Genomic DNA, 23,700 nt, shown 5'->3' on the forward strand with positions numbered 1-23,700 from the left:
CAAGTGATGTGAGACGCGTCAAGCGAGTACCTTCACATAACGTTGACAGGGAACGGAAATCGGGCCATCGGGGCCCGATGCCTGATACTCGAACCCGCCCTCGTCGGCCCAGCCGCACCGTTCATAGAACCGCCGCGCCCGTGCGTTCCCCGGCGCCACGGCCAGCCAGGCGAGCGAATGTCCCTTCGCCACGACAAGCCGTTCGGCTTCGGTGAGCAGAGTGGAAGCCACGCCACTTCCGCGATGGTCGGCCGACACGTACACCTGCTCGACCTCGTCACCGACGACCATCACGAACCCGGCCACCTCGCCCCGCGCCACGGCGACCGTCGTGTCGCCGACTCGTTCGGAAGCACGTTCCGAAAAGGACTCGCGCGTGCGGACCTGGAGAAGTGCGTCGGGTACGTGGCCGAGATGGCCGTCTCGCCAGCCGTGATACCAGATCTCCGCGATCGCCGGAGCGTCCACGGCGACGGCGGTGCGCAGGGTCGGATCCACCATGCCTCGGAGTCTAGGTGGGCAAGCTCTCCTCTGCGGACGAAACGGTTCTGCTCTCGAGCGCGATGACCGGTACCGGATACATGCCCTGCCGCCATTTGCCGTATTCGAACATGACGACCATCCAGGCTTCGAGCAGTCGCTGTCCCTCCTTGTGCCCGGCGCGGTAGGTCGACCCGGCCGAACGCAGGTCGATCGTGCTCCCGTCGCCGAACCGGACCGTGATCAGGGCCTCCTCGGCGGGCCTGCCTTCGGGGCGTCGGATGATGATCGATTTCGTGGCGTGCCAACCGGTTCGCCGGACCGCGCGATACCTTCGTGCCCAGTTTCTGCTCGCGGCCGAGCTCATCGGGATCGCGAACGCGGCCACCAGTACGGCGACGAGGTGCAATCCCGCTTGGAAGCCGTTGAACACGCCGAGGCCGGTGGTCAGACTCGAAACCGCGAGAAGAAAGACCACGACCCAGAACGCGGCGAAGAATCCGGCGTTGCGGCTCAGGGTGCGCAGCTTCAGGGTCTGCGGTTCGAGGGGTACCCCTTTCTCGTCGCTCAGCCAGGTGGTCGCCGGAAAACCATGCATCCGGCGACCCTGCCGGGCGGTGGCGACGCCGGCGGTCACCCCCAAGACGGCCATCGCCGACGAGAGGGTCACGTCCGTCACGAACTCGGGTCCGCCCACCCACGGGCGGCCGTGTTCGTTAAGGCCGGCGAAGAGCATCACGCCGAAGACGAGGGAGCTCAACCCGCCCAACGCGGTCACCAGGGCCAGCCGGCGACGGCGATCCATCAGGGCGTTGACGGGGTGAGGAGCGGTCATGGCGGCCTCCGGGCTCGGCGAATTCCGTGCCGACCAGACTTCCCGGCGCTCCTGACCGACAGAGTACCGCCCCGGTCAGCCGTACGGGTCGCACGCGCCGATCATCGGGACGGTTTCAGCGGTAAATGAAACCCCGGCCTTCTGCATATTCCCAGATTTACGCTCCTTACCATGCGCAAATCACTGTTCCGCTTCTTTCTTGTACTGGCGGCGCTGATGGCGCCGCTGATGTCGGCTCAGCCCGCGCTGGCGGGTCAGCTGGGCCACGAAACGGCTTTCTGTGAGGTAGTGGACAAACCCACTTACCTGTGCACGGCATACGTCTACAACTTCCCCGGTGGCACGATGTCCATCGACGCGGACACCTGCTGCAGCGTGGGGACATCTCACTGGTATCTCTTCGAGAAGAGCTGGCGTCGATGTGAGCAGGAGTTCCGGACCGAAGCGCCCGCCCAATCCTGGACCTGCAGCAATCTGCCCGCGAACAACTACAAACTGCAGGCGCTGATCACCCAGCCCACTCAACATGCCGACAACAAATGGGTCAGCATCGGCCTTCGCTGGTAACCGGAAGAATCGGGGCGGGGACGCCTAGCGGAGCCGGGGGAGGGCGTCCCGGGAGAAATGGCTCAGGGTCCGCATGTCCTGGGTGAACTGCTCCCGATGGTCCGCGGGCAGCGGGTCGAGGAAGAACCGCTGGATGTTCTCGACGTGCACCCGCGCCGCCCGCACGGTCGTTTCTTCGCCCGTCTCAGTCAGCCGTACGAGCTGCACGCGGCGATCGCCGGGATCGGAGGCGCGCACCACCAGCCCGAGGGTCGTCATCCGGTCGACCAGCCGGGTCGCGCCGCCGGTGGTCAGCACCTGCTCCTGGGCGATCGCGCGCATGCTCATTCCGGCGTCGCCGGACCTCCCGACGATCAGCAGGACCTCGAACATCAGGTGCGAGATCCCGCATTCGGTCTCCAGCGCCCGCCCGAGGAGGTATTCGAGCCGGTTCGCCGCGCCCATCAGTCGCCCGAACGCGACCACGCGCGGGTCGTAGGCGGCTTCCTTCGCCGTGGTGATGCCCATTTCAGCTCCCTGCCGACAAGGCCAAATAGACGTCGAGCTGTTCGGTGAACTCGGTCAGATCGGCGCCGAGCAGCTCGCTCGCCCGCCCGATCCGGTACCGCAAGGTGTTGACGTGGACGTGCAGCGCCCGGGCCGCTCGCGTGGGCGAACCGGAGCATTCGAGGAAGACGCGCAGGGTGTGCACCAGATCGGTGCCCTGCTCCGCGTCGTAGGTCAGCAGCGGGCCCAGCACCCGCCGCCGCAAGGCCGCCCGCAGATCGTCGGGAGCGCCCGCCAGCAGCAGCCGGTGCATGCCGATGTCGCCGCCGGGGACGATCTCGATCGTGCCGGGCCGTTCCGCCGCCACCGCGAGCGCGTACCGGGCGACCTCTTTCGCGCCGCGCAGGACGGAGACCGGGGAACGGTCGCTGATCCCGATCAGCACACGTCGGCACGGCAGGAGGGATTCCATTCCCGCCAAGGCCGCCGACGTCGTGGCCGGCCAGTCTTCCGGCCATTCGCCGTTGTCCTCGGCCAGTGCCCACGTCACTTCTCCGGCGGGTCCGACGAGTGCCCCCGCGGGCAGTAGCTCGGTCAGGATCCCGCGTGCCGCGGCGGATCCCTCGGTGCGGGCCACGACGACGCGCAGATCGCCGCGCAGCCCGGTCGCGGTGAGCGCGGCGTGCGGGTCGCTTCCTTCGTCGAGTGCCGCCAGCAGCGGCTCGACGACGCGGTCGGTGACGGCGCGGACCTCGTCGGCCCGGGTGCGTGCGAGCCCGATCAGCCCGGCCAGTTCCTCGGCGATCTCCGCCTGCGCGGCGGTCAGCGCGCCGCCGATCGCGAGGAGCCACGGGATGGTGTGCCTCCCGCCGACCGGCCGGATCGAGACGTCGTCCGCCTCGACGGCGCGCCCGCCCGCGGCGACGAACCGCGGCACCAGCTCGGACGGTTCGGTGGCGGGTACGACCCGGCAGGGGAAGCCGATCTCCGCTCGCGCCCGCTCCAGCAGCGTCTCCACCGACGCGTCTTCGGTGGCCGCTGAAAGCAAACGCTTGCGCGCGCCTTCCGCGGCTCCGGCCAAGGCCAGTACGACACGTTCGGTGACGACCGAGAACGACAGGTCGGCCGGCACCTCCAGCAGCGGAATCCCGTGTCGCGTGCAGGCTTCGACGAGGTCTTCGGGGATGCCGTCGGAATCCGCTCCGGATGCCGCCAGCGCCGCGGCCCCCGCCTTCGCCAACGCGGCGACGAAGGCTTCGGAGTCACCCGGCCCGCGCCACCACAGCAACCCGCTCAGGACGAGTTCGCCCGCCGAGACGTACCGCCCGGGGTCGGGCAGTTCGGTGACGTAGATCCGGGACACCGGACGGTCGAGCAAGGCCGATCCGGCGCGGACGCGCAAGCGCAACCCGGGAAGCGCGAGCAGAGTTTTCACGGTCGTCATCAGGTTTGTAGGAAAGCACAAAACGACCCGGCCGTGCAGGGGAGATTTCATGCTTCGGCACCGTTGCCGCCGTATGGGCGAAGGGCGTCTACTGAGTCAGCCGTCACAAGCCCGCCGCCGAACCGAGGAGCCCGAGAGTGGATTTCCTGCGCCCCAGCTCGCTGACCGAGGCGCTCGCCGTCAAGGCCGAGCGACCCGACGCGGTGCCCATCGCGGGTGGTACGGACGTCATGGTGGAGCTCAACTTCGACCACCGCCGCCCCGGCGCTCTGCTCGATCTCAACCGCGTCACCGAACTCGCCGAGTGGACCGAGACCGACGGCCGGATCCGCCTCGGCGCGTCCGTGCCCTACGTCCGGGTGATCGCTGAGCTGGGTGAAGTTCTGCCCGCGTTGGCGATGGCCTCACGCACCGTCGGCTCTCCGCAGATCCGCAACCGAGGCACTGTCGGAGGCAACCTCGGGGCCGCTTCGCCCGCCGGTGACACGCATCCCGTGCTGCTCGTGCTCGGTGCCGAAGTCGAGGTCGCGTCCGTCCGCGGCACGCGGCTGATCCCGGCGGAGGAGTTCTACCTCGGCGTCAAGCGCAACGCCCTCGAACAGGACGAGCTGATCACCGCCGTGCACCTGCCCGCCGCCGCGGGGCCGCAGCAGTTCGCCAAGGTCGGGACCCGCAACGCGATGGTCATCGCGGTCTGCTCGTTCGCGGTCGCCCTGCACCTCGACACCCGTGAGATCCGCGCCGCCGTCGGTTCGGCGGCACCGACCCCGCGCCGCGCGACGGCGGCGGAAGAATTCCTCACCACCGAACTTCCCTGGTCCACCAAGGCTTCGATCGCGGACTCGGTCAAACGCCGGTTCGGTGAGCTGGTCTCCCGAGCGGCGTCGCCGATCGACGACGTCCGGGGCAGCGCCGACTATCGCAAGCACGCGCTGTCCGTCCTGGCGCGACGCACGCTGACCTGGGCGTGGAACGACTTCCAGAAGGGTGAACGCGAGTGCGCGTGAACGTGACGATCAACGGCGAATCCCGTCAGGCCGACGACGTCTGGGAGGGTGAAAGCCTGCTCTACGTGCTTCGTGAGCGGCTCGGCCTCCCGGGTTCGAAGAACGCCTGTGAGCAGGGTGAATGCGGTTCGTGCACGGTCTACCTGGACGAGGTCCCGGTGTGTTCGTGCCTGGTCGCGGCCGGTCAGGTCGAGGGCCGCGAGGTCCGCACGGTCGAAGGGCTCGCCGACGGCGACGAGCTCGACCCGGTCCAGCAGTCCTTTGTGGACGCGGGTGCCGTCCAATGCGGCTTCTGCACGCCCGGTCTGGTCGTGGCCGCGCACGATCTGCTCAACCGCGTCGAGAAGCCGAGCGACGAGGAGATCCGCGAGGCGCTGGCGGGGAACCTGTGCCGGTGCACCGGATACGAGAAGATCCTCGACGCCGTCCGGATGGCCGCGGCCAAGGGGGAGACCGCGTGAAGACCGTCATCGAGAACGCCGCGATCGCCACCGTCGACGGCGCGGGCACCGAGCACGCCTCGGGCCACGTCGTCATCGAGAACGACCGCATCGCGGCGGTCGGCGCGGGCAGGGCGCCCGACGGCGAGTACGACGAGCGGATCGACGGCTCCGGGTACCTCGTCACGCCCGGCCTGATCAACACCCACCATCACCTCTACCAGTGGGCGACGCGCGGTCTCGCCGCCGACCACACGTTGTTCGAGTGGCTCGTCGCGCTGTACCCGATCTGGGGGAGGCTCGACGCCGACATCACGCACGCGGCGGCCACCGCCGGCCTCACGCGGCTGGCGACCACCGGCTGCACCACCGTCGCGGATCACCACTACGTCTTCCCGCGCGACGGTGGCGACCAGGTCGAAGCCCTTGCCGCCGCCCGGATCCGCGTCGGTGTCCGGCTGCACGTCGTCCGCGGCTCGATGGACCGCGGCGTGTCCCAGGGCGGGCTGCCGCCGGACAACCTCGTCGAGGAGACCGAGGCCGCGCTGCTCGGTACCGAGGCCGCGATCAACCGGTTCCACGACGACTCCGCGGGCGCGCATCTGCAGATCGCGGCCGGACCGTGCTCGCCGTTCTCGGTGAGCGAGCGGCTGATGACCGGCGCCGCGGAATTGGCGCGGCGCAAGGGGGTCCGGCTCCACACGCACCTCGCCGAGACCATCGACGAGGAGAAGCAGTGCCTCGCCGAAGCCGGCTGCACGCCCGCCGAGTACGCCGACAAACTCGGCTGGCTCGGTGACGACGTCTGGCTCGCGCACTCGATCCACCTCGCGCCGGAAGCGATCCGGCGGATGGGCGCCACGGGCACCGGAGCGGCGCACTGCCCGACGTCGAACGGGCGAATCGGCGCCGGGATCGCCCCGGTCCGGCAACTGCTCGACGCCGGCGTCCCGGTCGGGCTGGGTGTCGACGGCGCCGCGTCCAACGAATCCGGCGGCCTCGGCGAGGAACTGCACCAGTCGCTGCTGCAGGCCCGCCAGCGCGGTGGACCGCGGGCGCTGACCACGCGCGAGGCGTTGTGGATGGGCACGATGGGCGGCGCACGCTGCCTCGGCCGGGAGAACGACCTCGGCTCGATCGAGACCGGCAAACTCGCCGACCTCGCGGTCTGGAACCTCAACGGCCTGAACCACGCCGGGATCACCGACCCGGTCGCCGCACTGGTGCTCGGCGCGACCCCGCCGATCGCGCGCCTGTTCGTCGGCGGCGCGACCGTGGTGAACGACGGGACACCGCGCGAGGAATCCGAAGACGAGATCGCCCGCGAGCTGGCCGTGGCCAGTGCCCGGCTGAGGGAGACGCTTTGACTTCCACCGATACCTCCACGCGGACCGCCACCGCGACGGCCACCGGCAACGGCGTGGGCGCGAGCCCCCGGCGGCCCGACGGCACGGTCAAGGTACGCGGCGAATTCGCCTACTCCTCGGACCTGTGGCACGAGGACATGCTGTGGGGCGCGACGCTGCGCAGCCCGCATCCGTACGCGCGCATCACCGGCATCGACATCACCGACGCCCTCGCCGTTCAAGGGGTCTACGCGGTGTTGACCCACGAAGACGTGCCAGGCGTGAACAAGTACGGCCTGGAGCACTCGGACCAGCCGGTACTCGCCGTCGACGTCGTGCGCTATCAGGGCGAGCCCGTCGCGCTCGTCGCCGCGGACCATCCCGAGACCGCGCGCCGCGCGATGAAGCGGATCAAGGTCTCCTACGAGGTCTTGGAGCCGGTGACGGACTCCGAGAAGGCCGCCGCCGGCGAGGGCGCCGAACTGCATCCCGGCGGGAACGTGGTGCGGTACGCCAAGATCCGCCATGGCGACCAGTCGGTGAAGGCCGACGTCGTGGTGTCCGGTGTCTACGAGGTCGGTATGCAGGACCAGGCCTTCCTCGGGCCGGAGTCCGGGATGGCGATTCCCGACACCGAGGGCGGCGTCGACCTTTACGTGGCCACGCAATGGCTGCACGTCGACCAGCAGCAGATCGTCGCCGCGCTGGGCCTGCCGAAGGACAAGGTGCGGCTGACGCTCGGCGGGGTCGGTGGCGCGTTCGGTGGCCGCGAAGACCTCTCGATCCAGGTCCACGCGTGTCTGCTGGCGCTGCACACCGGCAAGCCGGTCAAGATGGTCTACAACCGCGAGGAATCCTTCTACGGCCACGTGCACCGCCATCCGGCGAAGATGTACTACGAGCACGGCGCGGACAAGGACGGCAACCTGGTCTACGTCAAGGCGAAGCTGTACTTGGACGGTGGCGCTTACGCCTCGTCCACCGGTGCGGTGGTCGCGAACGCCGCCACACTCGGCGTCGGTCCGTACAATGTGGACAGCGCGTCGGTCGACTGCTGGGGCGTCTACACCAACAATCCACCGTGCGGCGCGATGCGGGGGTTCGGCGCGGTGCAGGCCGGCTTCGCCTACGAGTCCCAAATGGACAAACTCGCCGAAGCCTGCGGCGTCGACCCGGTCGACATCCGGATCCTGAACGCGATGGAGGAAGGCAGTCTCATGCCGACCGGTCAGGTGGTCGATTCCGCCGCGCCGGTCGCCGAGCTGCTGGAACGCCTGCGTGCCAAGCCGTTGCCGGCCGAGCACGAGGAACTGGACCTGCGACGGATGCCCGGCGGCGTCTCGAACACCACACACGGTGAGGGCGTCGTCCGCGGTATCGGGTACGCGGTCGGGATCAAGAACATCTGCTTCTCCGAAGGCTTCGACGACTACTCGACGGCCCGCGTGCGGCTGCAACTCGTCGGCGGCGAACCCGCGGCGACCGTGCACACCGCGGCCTGCGAGGTCGGCCAGGGCCTGGTGACGATCATGCAGCAGATCGTCCGGACCGAACTCGGCATCGAGCAGGTGACGATCCTGCCGATGGACACCAACATCGGCAACGGCGGTTCGACGTCGGCGTCCCGGCAGAGTTACGTCACGGGCGGCGCGGTCCAGGCCGCTTGCGTCGCGGTGCGATCCGGGTTGCGCAAGTACCTCGCGGGCGAACTCGACGCCGCCGGGAAGCTGAACGTCGTCGGCGGCAAGGTCGTCTCCGCCGACGGCAGCGTGCTCGCCGACCTCGCCGATGTGCTCGGCGACGAGGTCTTCGACGAGGTCGTGGAATGGCGTCACCGTCCGACAACGCCCATCGATCCCGAGACAGGGCAAGGAAACGCGCACGTCCAATACGGTTTCGCGGCCCACCGCGCCGTCGTGGACGTCGACACCGAACTCGGGCTGATCAAGGTCGTCGCGCTCGACTGCGCGCAGGACGTCGGCAAGGCGCTCAACCCGCAGGCCGTCCTCGGCCAGATCCAGGGCGGCTCCGCGCAGGGCCTCGGGCTCGCGGTGATGGAGGAGATCCAGACCGTCGACGGGAAGATCCGCAACCCGTCGTTCACCGACTACCTGATCCCGACCGTGCTGGACATGCCGCCGATGGACATCGACGTCCTGGAACGCCCGGACCCCAACGCGCCGTATGGTCTGCGCGGGGTCGGCGAACCGCCGACGATCTCGTCCACCCCGGCTATCGTCGCGGCCATCCGCGCGGCCACCGGGCTCGCGCTGCCCCGCGTCCCGGTGCGCCCCGAACACCTCACCGGCACCTGAGAAACCCGTACTTTTTCGAGCTAGGAGTCCATCCGTGGGTACCCGTCTGTCCATTTCGGAATCCGACGAGCAGAAATGGCTCGCCGAAGCCGTCGAACTGGCCACCGCGAACGTCGGACGCGGCGGCGGCCCGTTCGGCGCGATGATCGTCCGGGACGGTTCGGTGCTGGCCACCGGGACCAACCAGGTGACGCCGACGCTGGACCCGACCGCGCACGCCGAGGTGGTCGCGATCCGCGCCGCCTGCCAGGCGATCGGCGACTACAAACTCGACGGTTGCGTCCTCGTGACCTCCTGCGAGCCTTGTCCGCTCTGTCTTTCCGCCGCGCTCTGGGCGCGTGTCGGCAAGGTCGTCTATGCCGCGGACCGCCACGACGCGGCCGAGGCGGGCTTCGACGACCGCGAGTTCTACGACCTCTTTTCCCGTCCGCGCGAGACCTGGTCACTACCCGTCGGCCAACTGTCCCTTCCGGACTCTTTCGCGCCCTTCCAGGCCTGGCTGTCGAAACCCGACAAGAAGGCCTACTGATCTTCTTCCCGCCCCACAACGTTGTGGAGTAGGCATGACCCAATTAGGTACAGAGCGTCCCCATCTGCCCTCGCCCGAGCCGAGGCGGCTGTCCGGGCTCGACCGCTGGTTCAAGATCTCCCATCGTGGCAGCACGATCGGCCGGGAGGTGCGCGGCGGGATCACCACGTTCGTCGCGATGTGTTACATCGTTCTGCTCAACCCGCTCATCCTCGGCGCGTCGGCCGACATCACCGGCGCCCGGCTGACCACGGAGGCGATCACCACCGCGACCGCGCTGGCGGCGGGCGTCACCACGATCCTGATGGGATTCGTGGGCAACGCGCCGCTCGCGCTCGCCGCGGGTCTCGGCGTCAACGGTGTCGTCGCCTTCCAGATGGCGCCGACCATGACGTGGGCGCAGGCCTTCGGGCTCGTCGTCCTCGAAGGCGTCTGCATCGTGTTCATGGCCGTTTCCGGTATCCGGGAACGGATCATCAACGCGATCCCGATGGCGCTCAAGGTCGCCATCACCGTCGGCATCGGGCTCTACATCGCGCTGGTCGGCCTCGTGAGCGCCGGATTCGTGACGCGGACGCCGGACTCCGCGCAGTCGACGGTGCCGGTACGGATGGGCATCGCGGGCCACCTCGAAGGCTGGCCGATCGCGATCTTCTGCCTCGGCCTGCTGCTGATGATCGTGCTGGTGAGCCGCGGGGTGCCGGGCGCGGTGCTGATCAGCATCGCCGTCGCGACCGGGCTCGCGGTCCTGGTCAACAGCGTGTTCCACGTCGAGGGCTGGGGACTGGTCGAGCCCAAGGTGCCGGATCAGGTGGTGGCGCACCCCGATTTCAGCCTGCTGGGCGATATCGATCTCTTCGGCGGATTCGGTTCGGCGGGCGCGGTGACGGCCGCGGTGTTCCTGTTCACGCTGGTGCTTTCCGGGTTCTTCGACGCGATGGGCACGATCACCTCCGTCTCCGAGGAGGCCGGGCTGGTCAAGGACGGCAAGGTCGAGGGGATGGGCCGCATCCTGCTGGTCGACGGCGCCGGCGCGCTCGCGGGCGGTGTCACCGGATCGGCGCCGAACACGGTGTTCCTGGAGTCGGCCGCGGGCGTCGGTGAAGGCGCGCGGACCGGACTGGCGAGCATCGTCACCGGCGGGCTGTTCACCGCGACGCTGTTCTTGACGCCGATCGCGGCCGTCGTCCCGGCGCAGGCGGCGGCACCCGCGCTGGTGGTCATCGGCGGCATGATGATGGCCCAGTGCGCACGGATCCCTTGGCGGGACCTGGATTTCGCGATCCCGGTGTTCCTCACCATCGCGCTGATCCCGTTCACCTACTCGATCACCAACGGCATCGGCGCCGGACTGGTCGCCTACGTGCTGATCAAGATCTGCAAGGGCAAGATCCGCGAGGTCGGCTGGATCCTCGGGATCCTCGCCGCCGTGTTCGCCGTGTACTTCGGTATCGAAGGGATCATGTCGTGGTTCTGATGTTCCTCAACGGCGGCGGGATGCGGGGCGGTCCGCTGCACGAGCAGTTGCAGGGCGCGCCGCTGTGCTGCGTGGCCCGATCCGCGCCGAAGTACCACTACTTCTCGGTGGGGGACCGGTTCCCGGCGATGTACGAGGGCGGTTCCGGGTCCGTGGTCGGTGAGGTCTACGACCTGCCGCTGATCGTGCTGCGGGACCATCTCGTCCCGGCGGAACCGCCGGAACTGGAACTCGGCGTCATCGAACTGGAGAACGGCGCCGCCTGCCTCGCCACCGTCCTCCGTTCGTCCTATGTGGACTCTCCTGAGCTGGCCGACATCACGTCGTTCGGGGACTGGCGGGCCTACCTCGCGACTCGCTAGCCGTCCGTGAAGGCCTCCTTCCCTACTCTGAGGGTAGGGAAGGAGGCCTTCACGGCAGGTCAGGGGAGCAGCGTCCGCGCCAAGGCGACCGACGAAGCCCCGGCGACCTCGAGTGCTTCGGTGTTACGCAGCGATCGGCTCAGGACGAACGCGCCTTCGAGACTGTTGATCAGCGCGATCGTGAGCTGTCGTGCCCCCGTGGGTTCGAGGCCGTATTCGCCCAGCTTCTCGGTCCCGGTCTCGATCCACGCCGTGAAGACGTCGGCGGTCGCGATGCGCAGCTTCTCGTTCGTGCTGGCGACCTCGAGCGCGACGGTCGCGATGGGGCACGCGTCGGCATAATCCGTCGCGCGGAGGGTCTCGGCCGCGCTGGCGAAGCACGCCTCGATACCGTGGACCAGGTCCGGCTCTTCGGCGAAGAAGATCTCGAACAGCGCGAGGTACAGCATCCCGGAGGTGCGGATGACCTCCTCGCCGAGTTGCTCCTTGCCGCCGGGAAAGAAGTGGTACAGCGAGCCGAAGGGCGCCTTCGCGGCCTCGACGATCTGCTTCACCCCGGTGCCGGTGTACCCGTTCCGCCGGAGCAGCTCGGCGCCGGCGTTGACGATGCGTTCCCGCGTTCCAGTCACTTCACCATGATAGAGCGTTCTATCAAGTGTCTGTCTCACCCCTGAAACGTGAAAGATACTCACTTCTATTGTGGGCGGAGGTGGGTTGTTGTCAGGATCGGCCGGTAGTCCAACGACGGATCACGAGGTCGCCCATGCGCCGCACCGCCCGCCTTGCCATCGCCACCCTCCTGGCAGTCGTCTCGCTAGCGAGTTTCGGCACGCCGGCGAGCGCCGCCGGACCACCGGCTTTCCGCAAGTACGTCGCCCTCGGCGACTCGTACACCGCGGGGCCGCTGATCCCGTGGCAGCAGGCGAGCTGGTGCTTCCGGTCGAACAACAACTATCCGGCCTGGCTGGCCACGAAGCTCGGGCTCTACTACAAGTCCGGCGCCTTCACCGACGTCAGCTGCTCGTCGGCGGACACCACGAACATGACCAGCCCGCAGACGGTGCCCTCGCCAAGCCTCGCGCTGGGATCCGTGCCGCCGCAGTTCGACGCGCTGACCCTGGACACCGACCTGGTGACCATCGGCATCGGCGGCAACGACTACAGCGTCTTCGGCAGCCTGATCTACACCTGCCCGGGACTGCGCGACGACGATCCGACCGGGTCGCCGTGCAAGGACCACTTCACGATCAACGGCAAGGACACCCTGCTGGCCGCGCTCAAGAACACCCAGCGGAACCTCGAACGCGTGATCAAGGGTGTGCGGGAACGTTCGCCGGCCGCCACCATCGTGCTGGTCGGCTATCCGAGGATCGTGCCGTCGAAGGGCTACTGCCCGAGCGTCCTCCCGTTCGCCGACGGCGACTACGCCTGGGCCGATCAGGTCGAGCGAGCGCTCAACAAGGCGGTGTCCACGGCGGCCCGCAAGCAGGGAGCCCGCTACGTCGACACCTACGGGCCCAGCCTCGGTCACGACGCCTGCTCCGGCGACGCGGCCTGGGTGAGCGGTAAGGACACCAACCTCTTCCGCGCGGTGGCCTACCACCCGTACGAGGCGGGGATGAAGGCCGAAGCGAACCTGATCTTCAAGGCGCTGGGCGGTACGGCCACGGCGTCCACGAAGGCACCGGACGCGCGTCACGCCACCACGGCGGACGAGCTCCAGCGCAAGGCCGCCGTGGCGGGGCTTGTGCCGAGGACCTAGCCGTCCCTTGTTCCTTGGTTCACCTTTCGGCGCTACCTGCGGTCGATGTTCGCGCAGTGTGCCCGGCCCTAGCGTCGGGAGCCGTTGGGAAACCGAGGAAGAAGGGGGAAACAGATGAAACGGCTACTGGCCGCCGGGCTGGTCCCGGTGGTGCTGGGCGGACTGCTCGCCGGAGCCGTACCGGCTTCGGCGAGCGCTCCGGGGGTCCCGGCCCACTACACAGGCCAGAAACTGGATTGGCATCCCTGTGCGGAAGAGGAACTGATCACGCTGCCGCCGGGCACCGACATCAGCGGCCTCGAATGCGCGACCTACCGGACGCCCCGGGACTGGGACCGGCCGACCGAGCGGCAGGACCTGACCATCGCGGTCAGCAGGCTGAAGTCGACCGGACCGTCGACGGCGTCGGTGCTCACCAACCCGGGCGGTCCGGGCGGGGCAGGCCGCTGGTTCCCGGTCACCTTCCGCGGGCAGGAGAAGCTGCGCGAACACCAGGACGTCATCGGCATCGACGTCCGCGGGACCGGCAAGAGCACCAACGTCACCTGCCGCGGCACCGCCGACCTGATCCGCAAGCTGGATCCGCGTGACCGCGATCCGCGTAACCTGAACCAGATCCTGGCCAACGCGGAACATGTGGCGAAGTCCTGCCAGAACGCCAATGGCGACCTCGGGCCGCTGATCACCACCTATCAGACGATCAAGGACTTCGACCTGCTCCGGGCGCTGCTCGGCCGGGAGAAGATCAACTGGGTCGGCTACTCGGGCGGCACCTGGCTGGGCGCGCACTACGCGCAGCAGTTCCCCCAGCGAACGGGACGATTCGTGCTGGACTCGTCGACGGAGTTCACCACGACCTGGCAGAACTCGTTCAACCGGCAGCCGGTCGGCTTCGAACGACGCTGGCGGCAGGACTTCCTGCCGTGGATGGCGCGTTACGACGCCAAATACCACTTCGGCACCAGCGGCGAGCAAGCCCGGCAGGCCTACGAGCGCCTCCGGTACGCCTTGTCGCGTAGCCCGCTCAACGGGAACGGGCCGATGGAACTCGAGTACGCGATGGTCTACATGCTCTACAAGAAGGCGTCCTTCCCGGCACTGGCCGATCTTCTGGTGAAGGTCCGGGCGGGGGTGGAGAACGGGGCGCCTGAGCAGGCGAAGGAAGATGCCCTCGCCGCGGTCAAGGACGCGGGTGACTTCCCCGACGCGCAGGACGCCACGTTCTGGAACACCCTGTGCGGGGAAGGCCGGTTCACCGGCACCCGCGAGTCGCTGATCCGCGATTCGCAGCGGAACCTCGACCGCGGACTGCTCATGGCGGGCGGCGGCGTGCTGAACGCCTCGGTCTGCCTGTTCTGGGACAAACAGCCTCGTCCGCTGCCGAAGTTGGACGGCAAGGGCGTCCCGCCGGTGCTGATCGTGCAGTCCGAACACGACCCGGCGACACCGATCGAAGGAGCCAGGAAAGCGCACGCGGCTTTCGCGAACTCCCGGATGCTGACGGTGACCGGCGAGGGTGACCACGGGCTCTACGCGACCGGCAACGCCGGCGTGGACAAGGTCGTGGACGCCTACCTGGTCGACGGGGTCGTCCCCGCCGACCAGAGCGTTCCCGGGATGCCGCTGCCGGTGCCCTAGCCCTAGCGTTGGTCGTGAGTGGCGATTCGGGTTAGAACCCGAATCGCCACTCACGACCCGGCTCAGAAAGCGGCGAGGGTGTGCCAGGCCAGACCCGGGTCCTCCGCGTCGTCGCGGAGGACCACGCCCTCGATCAGGCCGTAAGGACGATCGGCGGCGTAGAAGACCTCGTTGTCGTTCTTCAACCCGAACGGCGACAGGTCCACCAGGAAGTGGTGCTTGTTCGGCAGTGACAGCCGGACTTCTGCGACCTCTTCGCGTTCCTCGAGCACAGCCTCTCCCATCGCGTACAGCGTCTGCTGCAGGGAGAGGCTGTGCTTGTCCGCGAAGGTCTCCAGCAGGATCCGCCGGGTCTCGGCGTGGCTCGCCGCCCAGTCGATCCCGTCGCCCTGGTAGCGCCAGCGGGCGGTGACGGCGGTCGCGAGGATCCGGTCGTTCGTCTCGGCCAGCGTCGTGTACTCGTCACGGGGGAAGCCGTGGAACTCCGAACCGGTGGACTTGAGTACGACGAGACCGTCCAAACCGGACACGACCCAGGCTTGGCCGTCCTGAATGGTCACCGCGGTCGTGCGCTTTTCGCTGCCCGCCCCGGAGAACGCGTGATCGTGGCCGGAGATGCGGTTCCAGCCGTGTTCGTCGATCAGGATCCGGGCGCCGGAGATGTGCTCGAACGAGTCGACGAAGTGCCGTCCGAGCCGCAACGCGAAGTCCTCGATCTCGCCGACCGGGGCCTCCTTGGCGAAGGCGTAGACGGTGTTCTTCTGCGTGTCGGTCGCGACGACGTCGGCGTTGTCGCCGGTGAGGTGGGTGGCCGCGAGGTCACCGCGCAGCGACGTCGAAACGGTCAGGTCCTTGATGTGGTGGACGGTGCCTTCGCGCTGCACGGTGACCAGCCGGACTTCGGCCTTGCCGTACTGGTTGGGGCCCAGGGTGATGGCCACGGGCGATCAGCTCCCTCGATAGGTGGAATAGGCGAACGGGCTCAGCAGCAACGGCACGTGGTGGTGCTCGGTCCCGTCGGCGATGCGGAAGGTCAGGGTGACTTCGGGGAAGAAGGAGTCCGGGCCGAGGTAGGCGCCGGTGTCGAAGACCAGCCGGTACACCCCGGGTTCCAGGGTTTCCGGGCCGAGGTCGCGGATCCGGCCGTCGGCGTCGGTCCGGCCGCCGGCGACGGGTTCGCCCGTGCCGGATTCGAGGCGGACCGGTACGCCGGCGGCGGGGCGCCCGGCGGCGGTGTCGAGGATGTGGGTGGTCACCAGGCTCACGCCGTCACCGCCTTTTCCAGCCGCAGCGCGGCGATCTTGGCCAGTTCCTGGCCTGCCACTTCGAGCTCTTCTTCCGGGTCGTTCGACAGTCGCGAGCGGAGGTTCTCCAGCAGTTCGGCGCCGCTCCGGCCACTCGCGCAGACCAGGAAGACGTGTCCGAACAAGGCTTCGTACTCCGCGTTGGCCGCGGCGAACTCGCGTGCGGCGGAACCGTCCACACCGGACTGTTCCGACCGTGACCAGCCGGCCTCGGTGGTGGTACCGCCCGCTTTCTCCCCGATCCGGGGATGGGCGGCCATGGCCTGCCGCACCTCCTCGGGTCGCAAGGGGGTGAGCGCTTCGGACGCGGCGAGCAGTGTGGCCAGATCGCCGAACGGGCGCCTGGCCAGCAGGGTTTCCACCCAGCGGGGGACGTCGAGGCAGGCTGTCAGCACCGGCCTGACGTCTTGCGCGGGCGCCTGGTCGAACTCTCGAATGGTGAGCGGCACGGGAACCGACGGTACGGCGGCGAATCGACCGTCGTCAACATTTTGTTGAAACGCACTCTTCAGTCTTGGTCTCGGTTGAGGTAGTTGTAGACCGTGAACCTCGTGACCCCCAGTGCCTCGGCGACGGTCGATACCGACTTGCGGAGGCCGAACGCGCCGCGTTCCTTGAGTAGCCGCACCGCGCGCTGCTTGGCCGCGCGATCGAGGGTGTCGAGTTTGCCGCCGAGTTCGCGTTCGACGTCGCCGATGAGGCGGGCGAGCGCGCTGTGCAGTTCGACGGCGGGCTCGCCCGTGTCGTCGCCGACCTGCCGGAGCTGGAGGGTCACGCGGGTCGCGCCGCCGTCGAGGGCCGCCCTGGCGATGGCGGGGAGGGCGTCGAGCAGGGTGTCGGCGTCGCCGCGGACGAGGGTGCCGAGCGGGCCGAAATCGGCGGAGAGGCCCGCGCCTTCCGCCGTGTCGCGGGCTTTGACGGCATGTTCGGGTGGCGGACCCTCGCCGTGGAACGGTTCGCTGGTGAACTCGGCTTCTAACTGCACCCAGCGAAGGTAGCGCCGCCGGAGCTCATTGACGAGCAGAGTGGCCGGAGTTAATGTCGGAGTGCGAAACCTCGATTCCACTCAGTGGAAATTGGAGGCTTGAATGGATCTGGTGATCAAGGCGGCGAGAGCGATTACCGCCGCCGGCGAGGTGCCCGCGACGATCGGCGTCGAAGGCGGCCGCATCGTCGCGGTGGAACCCGCCGGAGCCGCGCTGGACGGCGATCGGGTGCTCGAACTCGGTGAGGACGTCGTCCTGCTGCCGGGTCTCGTGGACACCCACGTGCACGTCAACGACCCCGGCCGCACCGAATGGGAGGGGTTCGCTTCGGCGACCCGTGCGGCCGCGGCGGGCGGGGTCACCACGATCGTGGACATGCCGCTCAACAGCCTGCCGCCGACGGTCGACGTCGCGGCGCTGGAAGTGAAGCGGAAGACCGCGGAAGGCCGCGTGCACGTCGACGTCGGATTCTGGGGCGGCGCGATCCCCGGCAATCTCGCGGATCTGCGCGGGCTGCACGAGGCCGGGGTATTCGGCTTCAAATCGTTCCTGCTGCATTCCGGCGTCGACGAGTTCCCGCCGCTGGACGCGCGCGGGCTCGAAGAGGCGATGACCGAACTGCGGACCTTCGACGGCATGATCATCGTGCACGCGGAGGATTCCGACGCCATCGATCACGCGCCCGACCCGCACGGCGAGAAATACGACGACTTCCTGCGTTCCCGCCCGCGTGGCGCGGAGAACGTGGCGATCGCGCAGGTCATCGAGCTGGCCCGGCGGACCGGCGTCCGCGCGCACATCCTGCACCTGTCCTCTTCGGACGCTCTGCCGATGGTCGAGAGCGCACGGCGCGACGGCGTCCGGCTGACCGCCGAAACCTGCCCGCACTACCTGAGCTTCACCGCGGAGGAGATCGGTGACGGCGCCACGCAGTTCAAGTGCTGCCCGCCGATCCGTGAGGCGCGTAACCGCGAACTGCTGTGGCAGGGGCTCGCGGACGGCGTCATCGACTGCGTGGTGACCGACCATTCGCCGTGCACGCCCGAACTGAAACGCTTCGACAGCGGCGATTTCGGTCTCGCCTGGGGTGGGATCGCGGGACTGCAACTCGGCCTGCCCGCGGTCTGGACGCAGGCGCGGCAGCGCGGCTTCGGCCTCACCGACGTCGTCCGCTGGATGGCCGAACGTCCGGCCGCGCAGGCGGGCATGCGCCGCAAGGGCCACCTGGCGCCCGGCTACGACGCCGACTTCAGCGTGTTCGCGCCCGACGACGCGTTCGTCGTCGACGTCGCGAAACTGAAGCACCGCAACCCCGTGAGCGCGTACCACGGGCGGCCGCTCGCCGGCGTCGTGCGGAGCACCTGGTTGCGGGGCAAGGAGATCACCGGTGACGACCCGGCAGGCGTTCTGCTGACCCGGGGCGACTGCTGAGATGGGAGAGATCGTGAACGACCGTCCTGAATGGACAGCACTGCCCGACCTGGCCTCGCGCAAGTTCGGTGGGACCGTGATGTGGGCGACGGACGAGTTGTTCGCCGAGAAGGAGAACCTGGTCAACCCGTGGACTCCCGCCCATCAGACGGAGACCTTCGGCCCCAAGGGGCAGGTTTACGACGGCTGGGAGACCCGCCGTCACCGCGAGCCCGGCGACGACCAGGCCGTCGTCCGGCTCGGCCTCGCGGGCGCGATCACCGGTGTCGTCGTGGACACCGCGTTCTTCAAGGGGAACTACCCGCCGTTCGTCTCGGTCGAGGCCTGCGCCGTCGAGGGATATCCCGACGCCGCCGAACTCTCCACAGTGGACTGGGACGTGCTGGTGAAACGCGGCGCGGCCGGAGGACACCAGGAGAACTTCTTCGAGATCGGCGGGAGCAAGCGCTACACGCACGTCCGGCTGACCATGCATCCCGACGGCGGCGTCGCCCGGTTGCGCGTGCACGGCACGCCGATCCCGGATCCGCGTCTGCTGGACCCCGGCGCGCTCGACCTCGCGGCGCTGGAGAACGGCGCGGTGGTCACCGGCTGCAGCAATATGTTCTATTCCTCGCCCAACAACCTGTTCTCGCCCGGGCTCGCGGCGCATCAGGCCGAAGGCTGGGAGACGGCGCGGCGTCGTGACGACGGGAACGACTGGGTCACCGTCCGGCTGGCCGGTGCGGGCGTCGTCCGGTTCGCGGAGCTGGACAACAGCAACCTCAAGGGCAACGCGCCCGGCTGGGCGTCGCTGAGCGGACGGAACGGCGACGGCGAGTGGGTGGAGCTGCTGCCGAAGACACGTCTGCAGCCGGACACGCGGCACCGGTTCGCGCTCGCGGAGGGGCCCGAAGTGACCGAAGTGCGTCTCGACATCTACCCCGATGGCGGCATGGCGCGTCTACGCCTCTTCGGTGCGCTGAGCGACCGAGGCCGCGCAGACGTCACTTCACGCTTCGAGGGTTCTCAGGGCTGAGCGCCCGGCCGGTTCAGGTACGCGGAGAAGAGCGAGAGGACGATCCCGACCGAGAAGACGGCGGTGAGCCACCAGGCGCCGCTGATGGACAGGTTCCACACCAGGGCGCCCGCCATGAGCAGCGCCATGACGATGTTCCTGATCTGCAGCGGCGTCGGTTTGGCCATACCGCCACCTTCTCACGGGGCCGGGATTTTCCGGGCGGCGGGCAACCCCGGTGGGTGTGACATGCGTAACCGACATGTCAACACTTCACCCACTCTCAGGGGGAGATCGAAGTGCAAGCCAGAACCCGAAGAATCCCGCGGCGGAGCCTCGTGCTCGTCGCCGCGTGCCTGGCCGGGAGTGCCGTCCTGACGGCAGCGCCCGCGCAAGCGACATCGCCCGAAACCGTGGCGCGGTCGCAGAACAAGCAGGTCGAGATGCTCTCCGAGCGCACCGAGAACTCGGCCACCTTCGCCAATCCCGACGGTTCCCGCACCACCCAGGTGCACGGCGGCCCGGTCCACGTCCGCCGCGGCGGCGACTGGGTCCCGGTGGACCTGACGCTCGTGAAGGGCGCCGACGGCCTGATCCGGTCGAAGGCGCATCCGCGTGACCTCGTCCTCGCCGGCGCGGGTGGGAAGAACGGGGAGACCCGCGATCTCGCCACCGTCCAAAGCCCGGACGGCAAGGTCGCCCTGCAGTACCCGGGCGCGTTGCCCGAACCGGTCCTGGCCGGCGAGGTCGCGACGTATCCGGAGGTCCAGCCCGGCGTCGACCTGCAGGTCAAGGCCACGCGGACCGGGTTCGAGCAGTTCTTCGTCGTCAAGCGGCGACCCGATCACGCGTTGACGTTCGCCCTTCCGCTGCGGGCCACGGGGCTCACGCCCCGCACCGACGCGGACGGGAACACCCAGCTGGTCACGGCGTCCGGCGCAGTCGTCGGCAGCGTGCCCGCCGCCGAGATGTGGGACTCGCGGATCGACCGGCGCAGCGGTGACCCGGCCGCGAAGGTGAAGGTCGGAAAGGTGGTGAACGCGAAGGAGCGCGGGACCCTCGGCCTGAACGTGACACCGGACGCGGGGTACTTCGCCGATCCGGCGCTGGCCTATCCCGTCATCGTCGATCCCGGAGTCTCGGTGTGGACGAACTTCGACACGTTCACGCAGTCCAATGTCGCCACCATCGACCACTCGGGTGCCACCGAACTCCGCATCGGCACCTACGACGGCGGTGCCACGAAGGCCCGCTCCTATCTGCACTTCGACGTCGCGCGGTTCCGCGGCGCGGAGATCGAGTCGGCGACGTTGTCCCTGTGGGCCAACCATTCCTACTCGTGCTCGCCCCGTAACTGGGAGGTCTGGGACACCCGCACGGTCGATACGGGCACCCGGTGGGCGAACCAGCCGCCTCCCCTCACCCGGTGGGCGACGACGAACGCGACCCGCGGCTACAGCGCCGGCTGCGCGGCGGACTGGGTCCGGACCCCGATCGGGAACCTGATCGGTGCCTGGGCGGAAGCGGGGCTCCCGACCGGTTCGATGGTGCTGAAGGCGGAGAACGAGTCGGATTCGTTCGGCTGGAAGAAGTTCTCGTCCAATGAAGGCGGCAAGTCGCCGTACATCGAGGTGACGTACCGGAATCAGCGGCCGAACCCGGCCGCCGGGCACGACATCTCGGACCGCGTCGACTCCGGCGGTGTCACCTACACGAAGTCCCTCACTCCGACATTGCGCTTCACGCCGACGGACCCCGACGGCGGCAACGTCACCGCGGTCTTCTACGTCTACGAAGGCGAAACGCTGATCGGGGACTACTGGCAGTGGGACGTCCCGTCCGGCACCACGGCGACGTGGACGGCGCCACCGGGCTTGCTGCAGGAGGGGCACAGCTACCGGTTCCGTGCGACGACGTTCGATCCCGGCGGGGAGTTCGGGGACGACGCCTGGGTCTCGCTGCAAGCGGTTTCGAGCGGCCTCTACGCCGACGTCGCCGCGTGCGGCTGGAACAACGGGACCAAGGTGCAGCAATGGCCGTCGAACGGCGCGGACTGCCAGAAGTTCTTCCCGTGGGGCACCGGTGACGGCTACTACCAGTTCCGCGCCAAGCATTCGGGGCAGGTGCTGGACAACACCGGCTGCAGCACGGCCAGCGGGAACCCGGTGACCACCTACGACCGCGTCGCGGGCGCGTGTCAGAAGTGGAAGATCGAACCGCAGGGCGTCGGTCCCGGCGTCTACCGGTTCGCCGTCCAGAACGCGGGCAAGCTGCTGGACCAGGGCTGCACCGCGGCCCAGGGGTCCCCGCTGTTCATCTGGGACCGGATCCCCGGCCGTGGCTGCCAGAACTGGCGGATGCCGGTGTCGCCGTCGAACGGGGTCACCGTGCAGTGGCTTCCGTTCACGGTGAACACGGCGGCCGGATAGCGCTCAGGGGGCGGACTGGCGTCGTGAGCTGATCACGCCGGTGTTGAAACCGGCGAGGTGGAGCCCACCGGCGAACCGGGCGTGCTCGATCTTGACGCAGCGGTTCATCACGACGTCCAGTCCCGCTTCCTTGGCCCTGTCGGCGACGGGCTCGTGCCACAGGCCCAGCTGAAGCCAGAGCGTGCGCGCCCCGGCCTCGACGACCTCCTCGGCGACTCCGGGGAGGTCGTCGTGCTTGCGGAACACGCTGACCAGGTCGACCCCGCCGGGTACGTCGGCCAGCGACGGGTACACCGGCTGCCCGAGGAGTTCGTCGAGCCGCGGGTTCACGAAGTTGACCTGGTACTCGCTGGACGAGAGCAGGTATGTCGCGACGAAGTAACTCGGCCGCGCCGGGTTGTTCGACGCGCCGACGATGGTCACCGAGTTCGTGCGCGAGAGGAGGCGGCGGCGTTCGACCGCGCCGACGTCGTGACTCATCCGGCCACCGCCTTGCCGAGAGCCTGATCGAGATCCCACAGGATGTCGTCGACGTCCTCCAGGCCGATCGACAGGCGGATCAGGTCCGCGCCGACGCCGGCCGCGCGCAGCTGGTCGTCCGAAAGCTGCTGATGGGTGGTCGACGCCGGGTGGATGACCAGCGTCCGCGCGTCCCCGACGTTCGCCAGATGCGACAGGAGTTCCACGGAGTTCACGAACGTCTCCCCGGCCGCGCGTCCACCGTCGACACCGAAGGAGAACACCGCGCCCGGCCCGGCGGGCAGGTACTTCTTCGCGAGGTCGTGATGCGGGTGATCCGGCAGGCCCGCGTAGTTCACCCAGGCCACCCGTGGGTCCGCCGCGAGGTACTCCGCGACCGCCCGCGCGTTGGCGACGTGCGCGTCCATCCGCTGCGGCAGGGTCTCGACCCCTTGCAGCAGAAGGAAGGCCGAATGCGGGGAGAGCACCGCGCCGATGTCGCGCAGCTGCTCGGCGCGAAGCCGGGTGCAGAAGGCGTACTCGCCGAAGTTCTCCCAGTACTTCAAACCGCCGTAGCTTTCGACGACCTCGGTCATCCGGGGGAACTTTCCGTTGCCCCAGTCGAACTTCCCGGACTCGACGACCACTCCGCCCAATGTGGTGCCGTGCCCGCCGAGGAATTTCGTCGCCGAGTGCAGCACGATGTCCGCGCCGTGCTCGATCGGGCGGCACAGGTACGGCGTCGCGAGGGTCGCGTCCACGACCAGCGGGATGTCGTGGGAGTGGGCGAGTTCGGCCAGTCCGGCGATGTCCGCGATCCCGCCGCCCGGATTGCCGATGACCTCGGTGAAGATCAGCTTCGTCCGGTCGGTGACGGCGGCCGCGTAGTCCTCGATGCGATCTCCGCTGACGAACGTGGTCTCGATGCCGAAGCGGCGCAGCGTGCCGGTGAGCTGGGTGACCGTCCCGCCGTAGAGCCCGCCCGCGGAGACGATGTGGTCGCCGGCCTCGGCCAGCGCGGAGAAGGTCAGGAACTCCGCGGCCTGGCCACTGCTGGTGGCGACACCGCCGATCGCCCCTTCGAGGCTGGCCAAGCGTTCCTCAAAGGCCGCGACCGTCGGATTGCCGATGCGGCTGTAGATGTTCCCGTACTTCTGCAGCGCGAACAGGTTCGCCGCGTCGGCCGCGTCCTCGAAGACGAAGCTCGTGGTCTGGTAGATGGGCACCGCGCGGGCGCCGGTCGCCGGGTCGGGTGTCCCGCCCGCGTGCAGGGCGCGGGTGCGGAAGCCCCAGGTACGTTCACTCATCGCACCCGACGCTACCTCGCGTCCCACCCCGTGGCCATCGTTCCCACGACGTGACCGCCCCTCCCGCGTTTAGTCCTCTGGATGCGGTCCTTGCGTGTG

Annotated in this window: 25 protein-coding genes; 13 read left to right on the forward strand and 12 right to left on the reverse strand. The window is 68.7% G+C overall.

Annotated features, from left to right (window positions below):
* Positions 1-18 precede the first annotated feature (18 nt).
* Both H5J31_RS26520 and H5J31_RS26525 read right to left on the reverse strand, forming a co-directional pair.
* Positions 19-501: a GNAT family N-acetyltransferase gene (locus tag H5J31_RS26520; protein WP_181775364.1), complete on the reverse strand. Its 483-nt coding sequence runs from the start codon at positions 499-501 to the stop codon at positions 19-21.
* A 10-nt stretch (positions 502-511) separates the two neighbouring features.
* A complete protein-coding gene (locus H5J31_RS26525; protein ID WP_181775365.1) occupies positions 512-1,315 on the reverse strand; it encodes a hypothetical protein in 804 nt (267 codons plus the stop codon).
* Between the two features lie 171 nt (positions 1,316-1,486).
* Here H5J31_RS26525 and H5J31_RS26530 point away from each other — a divergent pair, with 171 nt between their 5' ends.
* On the forward strand, positions 1,487-1,882 hold the full coding sequence (locus H5J31_RS26530) for a hypothetical protein (RefSeq protein ID WP_181775366.1): 396 nt from the start codon (positions 1,487-1,489) through the stop codon (positions 1,880-1,882).
* 24 nt (positions 1,883-1,906) lie between these two features.
* On the opposite strand, the gene H5J31_RS26535 is transcribed toward H5J31_RS26530, so the two are convergent.
* Positions 1,907-2,389, reverse strand: a complete 483-nt coding sequence (locus H5J31_RS26535; protein WP_181775367.1) for a MarR family winged helix-turn-helix transcriptional regulator — start codon at positions 2,387-2,389, stop codon at positions 1,907-1,909.
* A 1-nt stretch (position 2,390) separates the two neighbouring features.
* Positions 2,391-3,812 (reverse strand): PucR family transcriptional regulator, encoded by a 1,422-nt coding sequence (locus H5J31_RS26540; RefSeq protein WP_181775368.1) that lies wholly within the window; start codon positions 3,810-3,812, stop codon positions 2,391-2,393.
* 137 nt (positions 3,813-3,949) lie between these two features.
* Between H5J31_RS26540 and H5J31_RS26545 the strand changes: the two genes are divergently transcribed.
* The 7 genes from H5J31_RS26545 to H5J31_RS26575 are packed head-to-tail and all read left to right on the forward strand — an operon-like array spanning position 3,950 to position 11,288.
* Positions 3,950-4,819 (forward strand): FAD binding domain-containing protein, encoded by an 870-nt coding sequence (locus tag H5J31_RS26545; protein ID WP_181775369.1) that lies wholly within the window; start codon positions 3,950-3,952, stop codon positions 4,817-4,819.
* A complete protein-coding gene (locus H5J31_RS26550; RefSeq protein ID WP_181775370.1) occupies positions 4,810-5,280 on the forward strand; it encodes a (2Fe-2S)-binding protein in 471 nt (156 codons plus the stop codon). Before H5J31_RS26545 ends, H5J31_RS26550 begins: the two co-directional genes overlap by 10 nt.
* Complete coding sequence (locus H5J31_RS26555) at positions 5,277-6,626, forward strand: 8-oxoguanine deaminase (protein ID WP_181775371.1); 1,350 nt, start codon at positions 5,277-5,279, stop codon at positions 6,624-6,626. Before H5J31_RS26550 ends, H5J31_RS26555 begins: the two co-directional genes overlap by 4 nt.
* Positions 6,623-8,920 carry a xanthine dehydrogenase subunit D gene (pucD, locus tag H5J31_RS26560; protein ID WP_181775372.1) on the forward strand — a complete coding sequence of 766 codons (2,298 nt, stop codon included), beginning with the start codon at positions 6,623-6,625 and terminating at the stop codon, positions 8,918-8,920. The genes H5J31_RS26555 and pucD overlap by 4 nt, the downstream gene beginning before the upstream one ends.
* Before the next feature lie 34 nt (positions 8,921-8,954).
* Positions 8,955-9,449: a nucleoside deaminase gene (locus H5J31_RS26565; RefSeq protein ID WP_181775373.1), complete on the forward strand. Its 495-nt coding sequence runs from the start codon at positions 8,955-8,957 to the stop codon at positions 9,447-9,449.
* 34 nt (positions 9,450-9,483) lie between these two features.
* Positions 9,484-10,926 (forward strand): NCS2 family permease, encoded by a 1,443-nt coding sequence (locus H5J31_RS26570; protein ID WP_181775374.1) that lies wholly within the window; start codon positions 9,484-9,486, stop codon positions 10,924-10,926.
* Positions 10,917-11,288, forward strand: a complete 372-nt coding sequence (locus tag H5J31_RS26575; RefSeq protein ID WP_181775375.1) for an allophanate hydrolase-related protein — start codon at positions 10,917-10,919, stop codon at positions 11,286-11,288. Before H5J31_RS26570 ends, H5J31_RS26575 begins: the two co-directional genes overlap by 10 nt.
* Positions 11,289-11,347: 59 nt before the next feature.
* Here H5J31_RS26575 and H5J31_RS26580 read toward each other — a convergent pair whose 3' ends face one another.
* Complete coding sequence (locus H5J31_RS26580) at positions 11,348-11,917, reverse strand: TetR/AcrR family transcriptional regulator (protein WP_181775376.1); 570 nt, start codon at positions 11,915-11,917, stop codon at positions 11,348-11,350.
* A gap of 134 nt (positions 11,918-12,051) precedes the next feature.
* Here H5J31_RS26580 and H5J31_RS26585 point away from each other — a divergent pair, with 134 nt between their 5' ends.
* Positions 12,052-13,050, forward strand: coding sequence for an SGNH/GDSL hydrolase family protein (locus H5J31_RS26585; protein WP_181775377.1), 999 nt, complete (start codon positions 12,052-12,054; stop codon positions 13,048-13,050).
* Between the two features lie 114 nt (positions 13,051-13,164).
* Complete coding sequence (locus H5J31_RS26590; RefSeq protein WP_181775378.1) at positions 13,165-14,688, forward strand: alpha/beta hydrolase; 1,524 nt, start codon at positions 13,165-13,167, stop codon at positions 14,686-14,688.
* A gap of 62 nt (positions 14,689-14,750) precedes the next feature.
* Here H5J31_RS26590 and pucL read toward each other — a convergent pair whose 3' ends face one another.
* From pucL to H5J31_RS26610, 4 genes are read right to left on the reverse strand one after another with little or no spacing between them, the layout of a single operon-like run.
* A complete protein-coding gene (gene pucL, locus H5J31_RS26595) occupies positions 14,751-15,629 on the reverse strand; it encodes a factor-independent urate hydroxylase (protein ID WP_181775379.1) in 879 nt (292 codons plus the stop codon).
* A 6-nt stretch (positions 15,630-15,635) separates the two neighbouring features.
* Entirely contained in the window at positions 15,636-15,953 is a 318-nt protein-coding gene (gene uraH / locus H5J31_RS26600; RefSeq protein WP_181775380.1) for a hydroxyisourate hydrolase, read from the reverse strand.
* Positions 15,950-16,441 (reverse strand): 2-oxo-4-hydroxy-4-carboxy-5-ureidoimidazoline decarboxylase, encoded by a 492-nt coding sequence (uraD, locus tag H5J31_RS26605; protein WP_181775381.1) that lies wholly within the window; start codon positions 16,439-16,441, stop codon positions 15,950-15,952. The genes uraH and uraD overlap by 4 nt, the downstream gene beginning before the upstream one ends.
* A gap of 59 nt (positions 16,442-16,500) precedes the next feature.
* Positions 16,501-16,977, reverse strand: a complete 477-nt coding sequence (locus H5J31_RS26610; protein ID WP_181775382.1) for a helix-turn-helix domain-containing protein — start codon at positions 16,975-16,977, stop codon at positions 16,501-16,503.
* A 103-nt stretch (positions 16,978-17,080) separates the two neighbouring features.
* Between H5J31_RS26610 and allB the strand changes: the two genes are divergently transcribed.
* Positions 17,081-18,409: an allantoinase AllB gene (allB, locus tag H5J31_RS26615; RefSeq protein ID WP_181775383.1), complete on the forward strand. Its 1,329-nt coding sequence runs from the start codon at positions 17,081-17,083 to the stop codon at positions 18,407-18,409.
* 1 nt (position 18,410) lies between these two features.
* Positions 18,411-19,427, forward strand: a complete 1,017-nt coding sequence (gene alc, locus H5J31_RS26620; protein ID WP_181775384.1) for an allantoicase — start codon at positions 18,411-18,413, stop codon at positions 19,425-19,427.
* Here alc and H5J31_RS26625 read toward each other — a convergent pair.
* Complete coding sequence (locus H5J31_RS26625) at positions 19,418-19,594, reverse strand: hypothetical protein (RefSeq protein ID WP_181775385.1); 177 nt, start codon at positions 19,592-19,594, stop codon at positions 19,418-19,420. The genes alc and H5J31_RS26625 overlap by 10 nt on opposite strands.
* 111 nt (positions 19,595-19,705) lie before the next feature.
* Between H5J31_RS26625 and H5J31_RS26630 the strand changes: the two genes are divergently transcribed.
* Positions 19,706-21,835 (forward strand): RICIN domain-containing protein, encoded by a 2,130-nt coding sequence (locus H5J31_RS26630; RefSeq protein ID WP_181775386.1) that lies wholly within the window; start codon positions 19,706-19,708, stop codon positions 21,833-21,835.
* Between the two features lie 3 nt (positions 21,836-21,838).
* Here H5J31_RS26630 and H5J31_RS26635 read toward each other — a convergent pair whose 3' ends face one another.
* A complete protein-coding gene (locus tag H5J31_RS26635) occupies positions 21,839-22,315 on the reverse strand; it encodes a CoA-binding protein (protein ID WP_181775387.1) in 477 nt (158 codons plus the stop codon).
* Positions 22,312-23,601 carry an O-acetylhomoserine aminocarboxypropyltransferase/cysteine synthase family protein gene (locus H5J31_RS26640; RefSeq protein ID WP_181775388.1) on the reverse strand — a complete coding sequence of 430 codons (1,290 nt, stop codon included), beginning with the start codon at positions 23,599-23,601 and terminating at the stop codon, positions 22,312-22,314. The genes H5J31_RS26635 and H5J31_RS26640 overlap by 4 nt, the downstream gene beginning before the upstream one ends.
* Positions 23,602-23,700: the final 99 nt, after the last annotated feature.

The sequence above is a fragment of the Amycolatopsis pittospori genome (assembly GCF_013870525.1).
In the GTDB taxonomy this organism is placed as follows: Bacteria; Actinomycetota; Actinomycetes; order Mycobacteriales; family Pseudonocardiaceae; genus Amycolatopsis; species Amycolatopsis pittospori.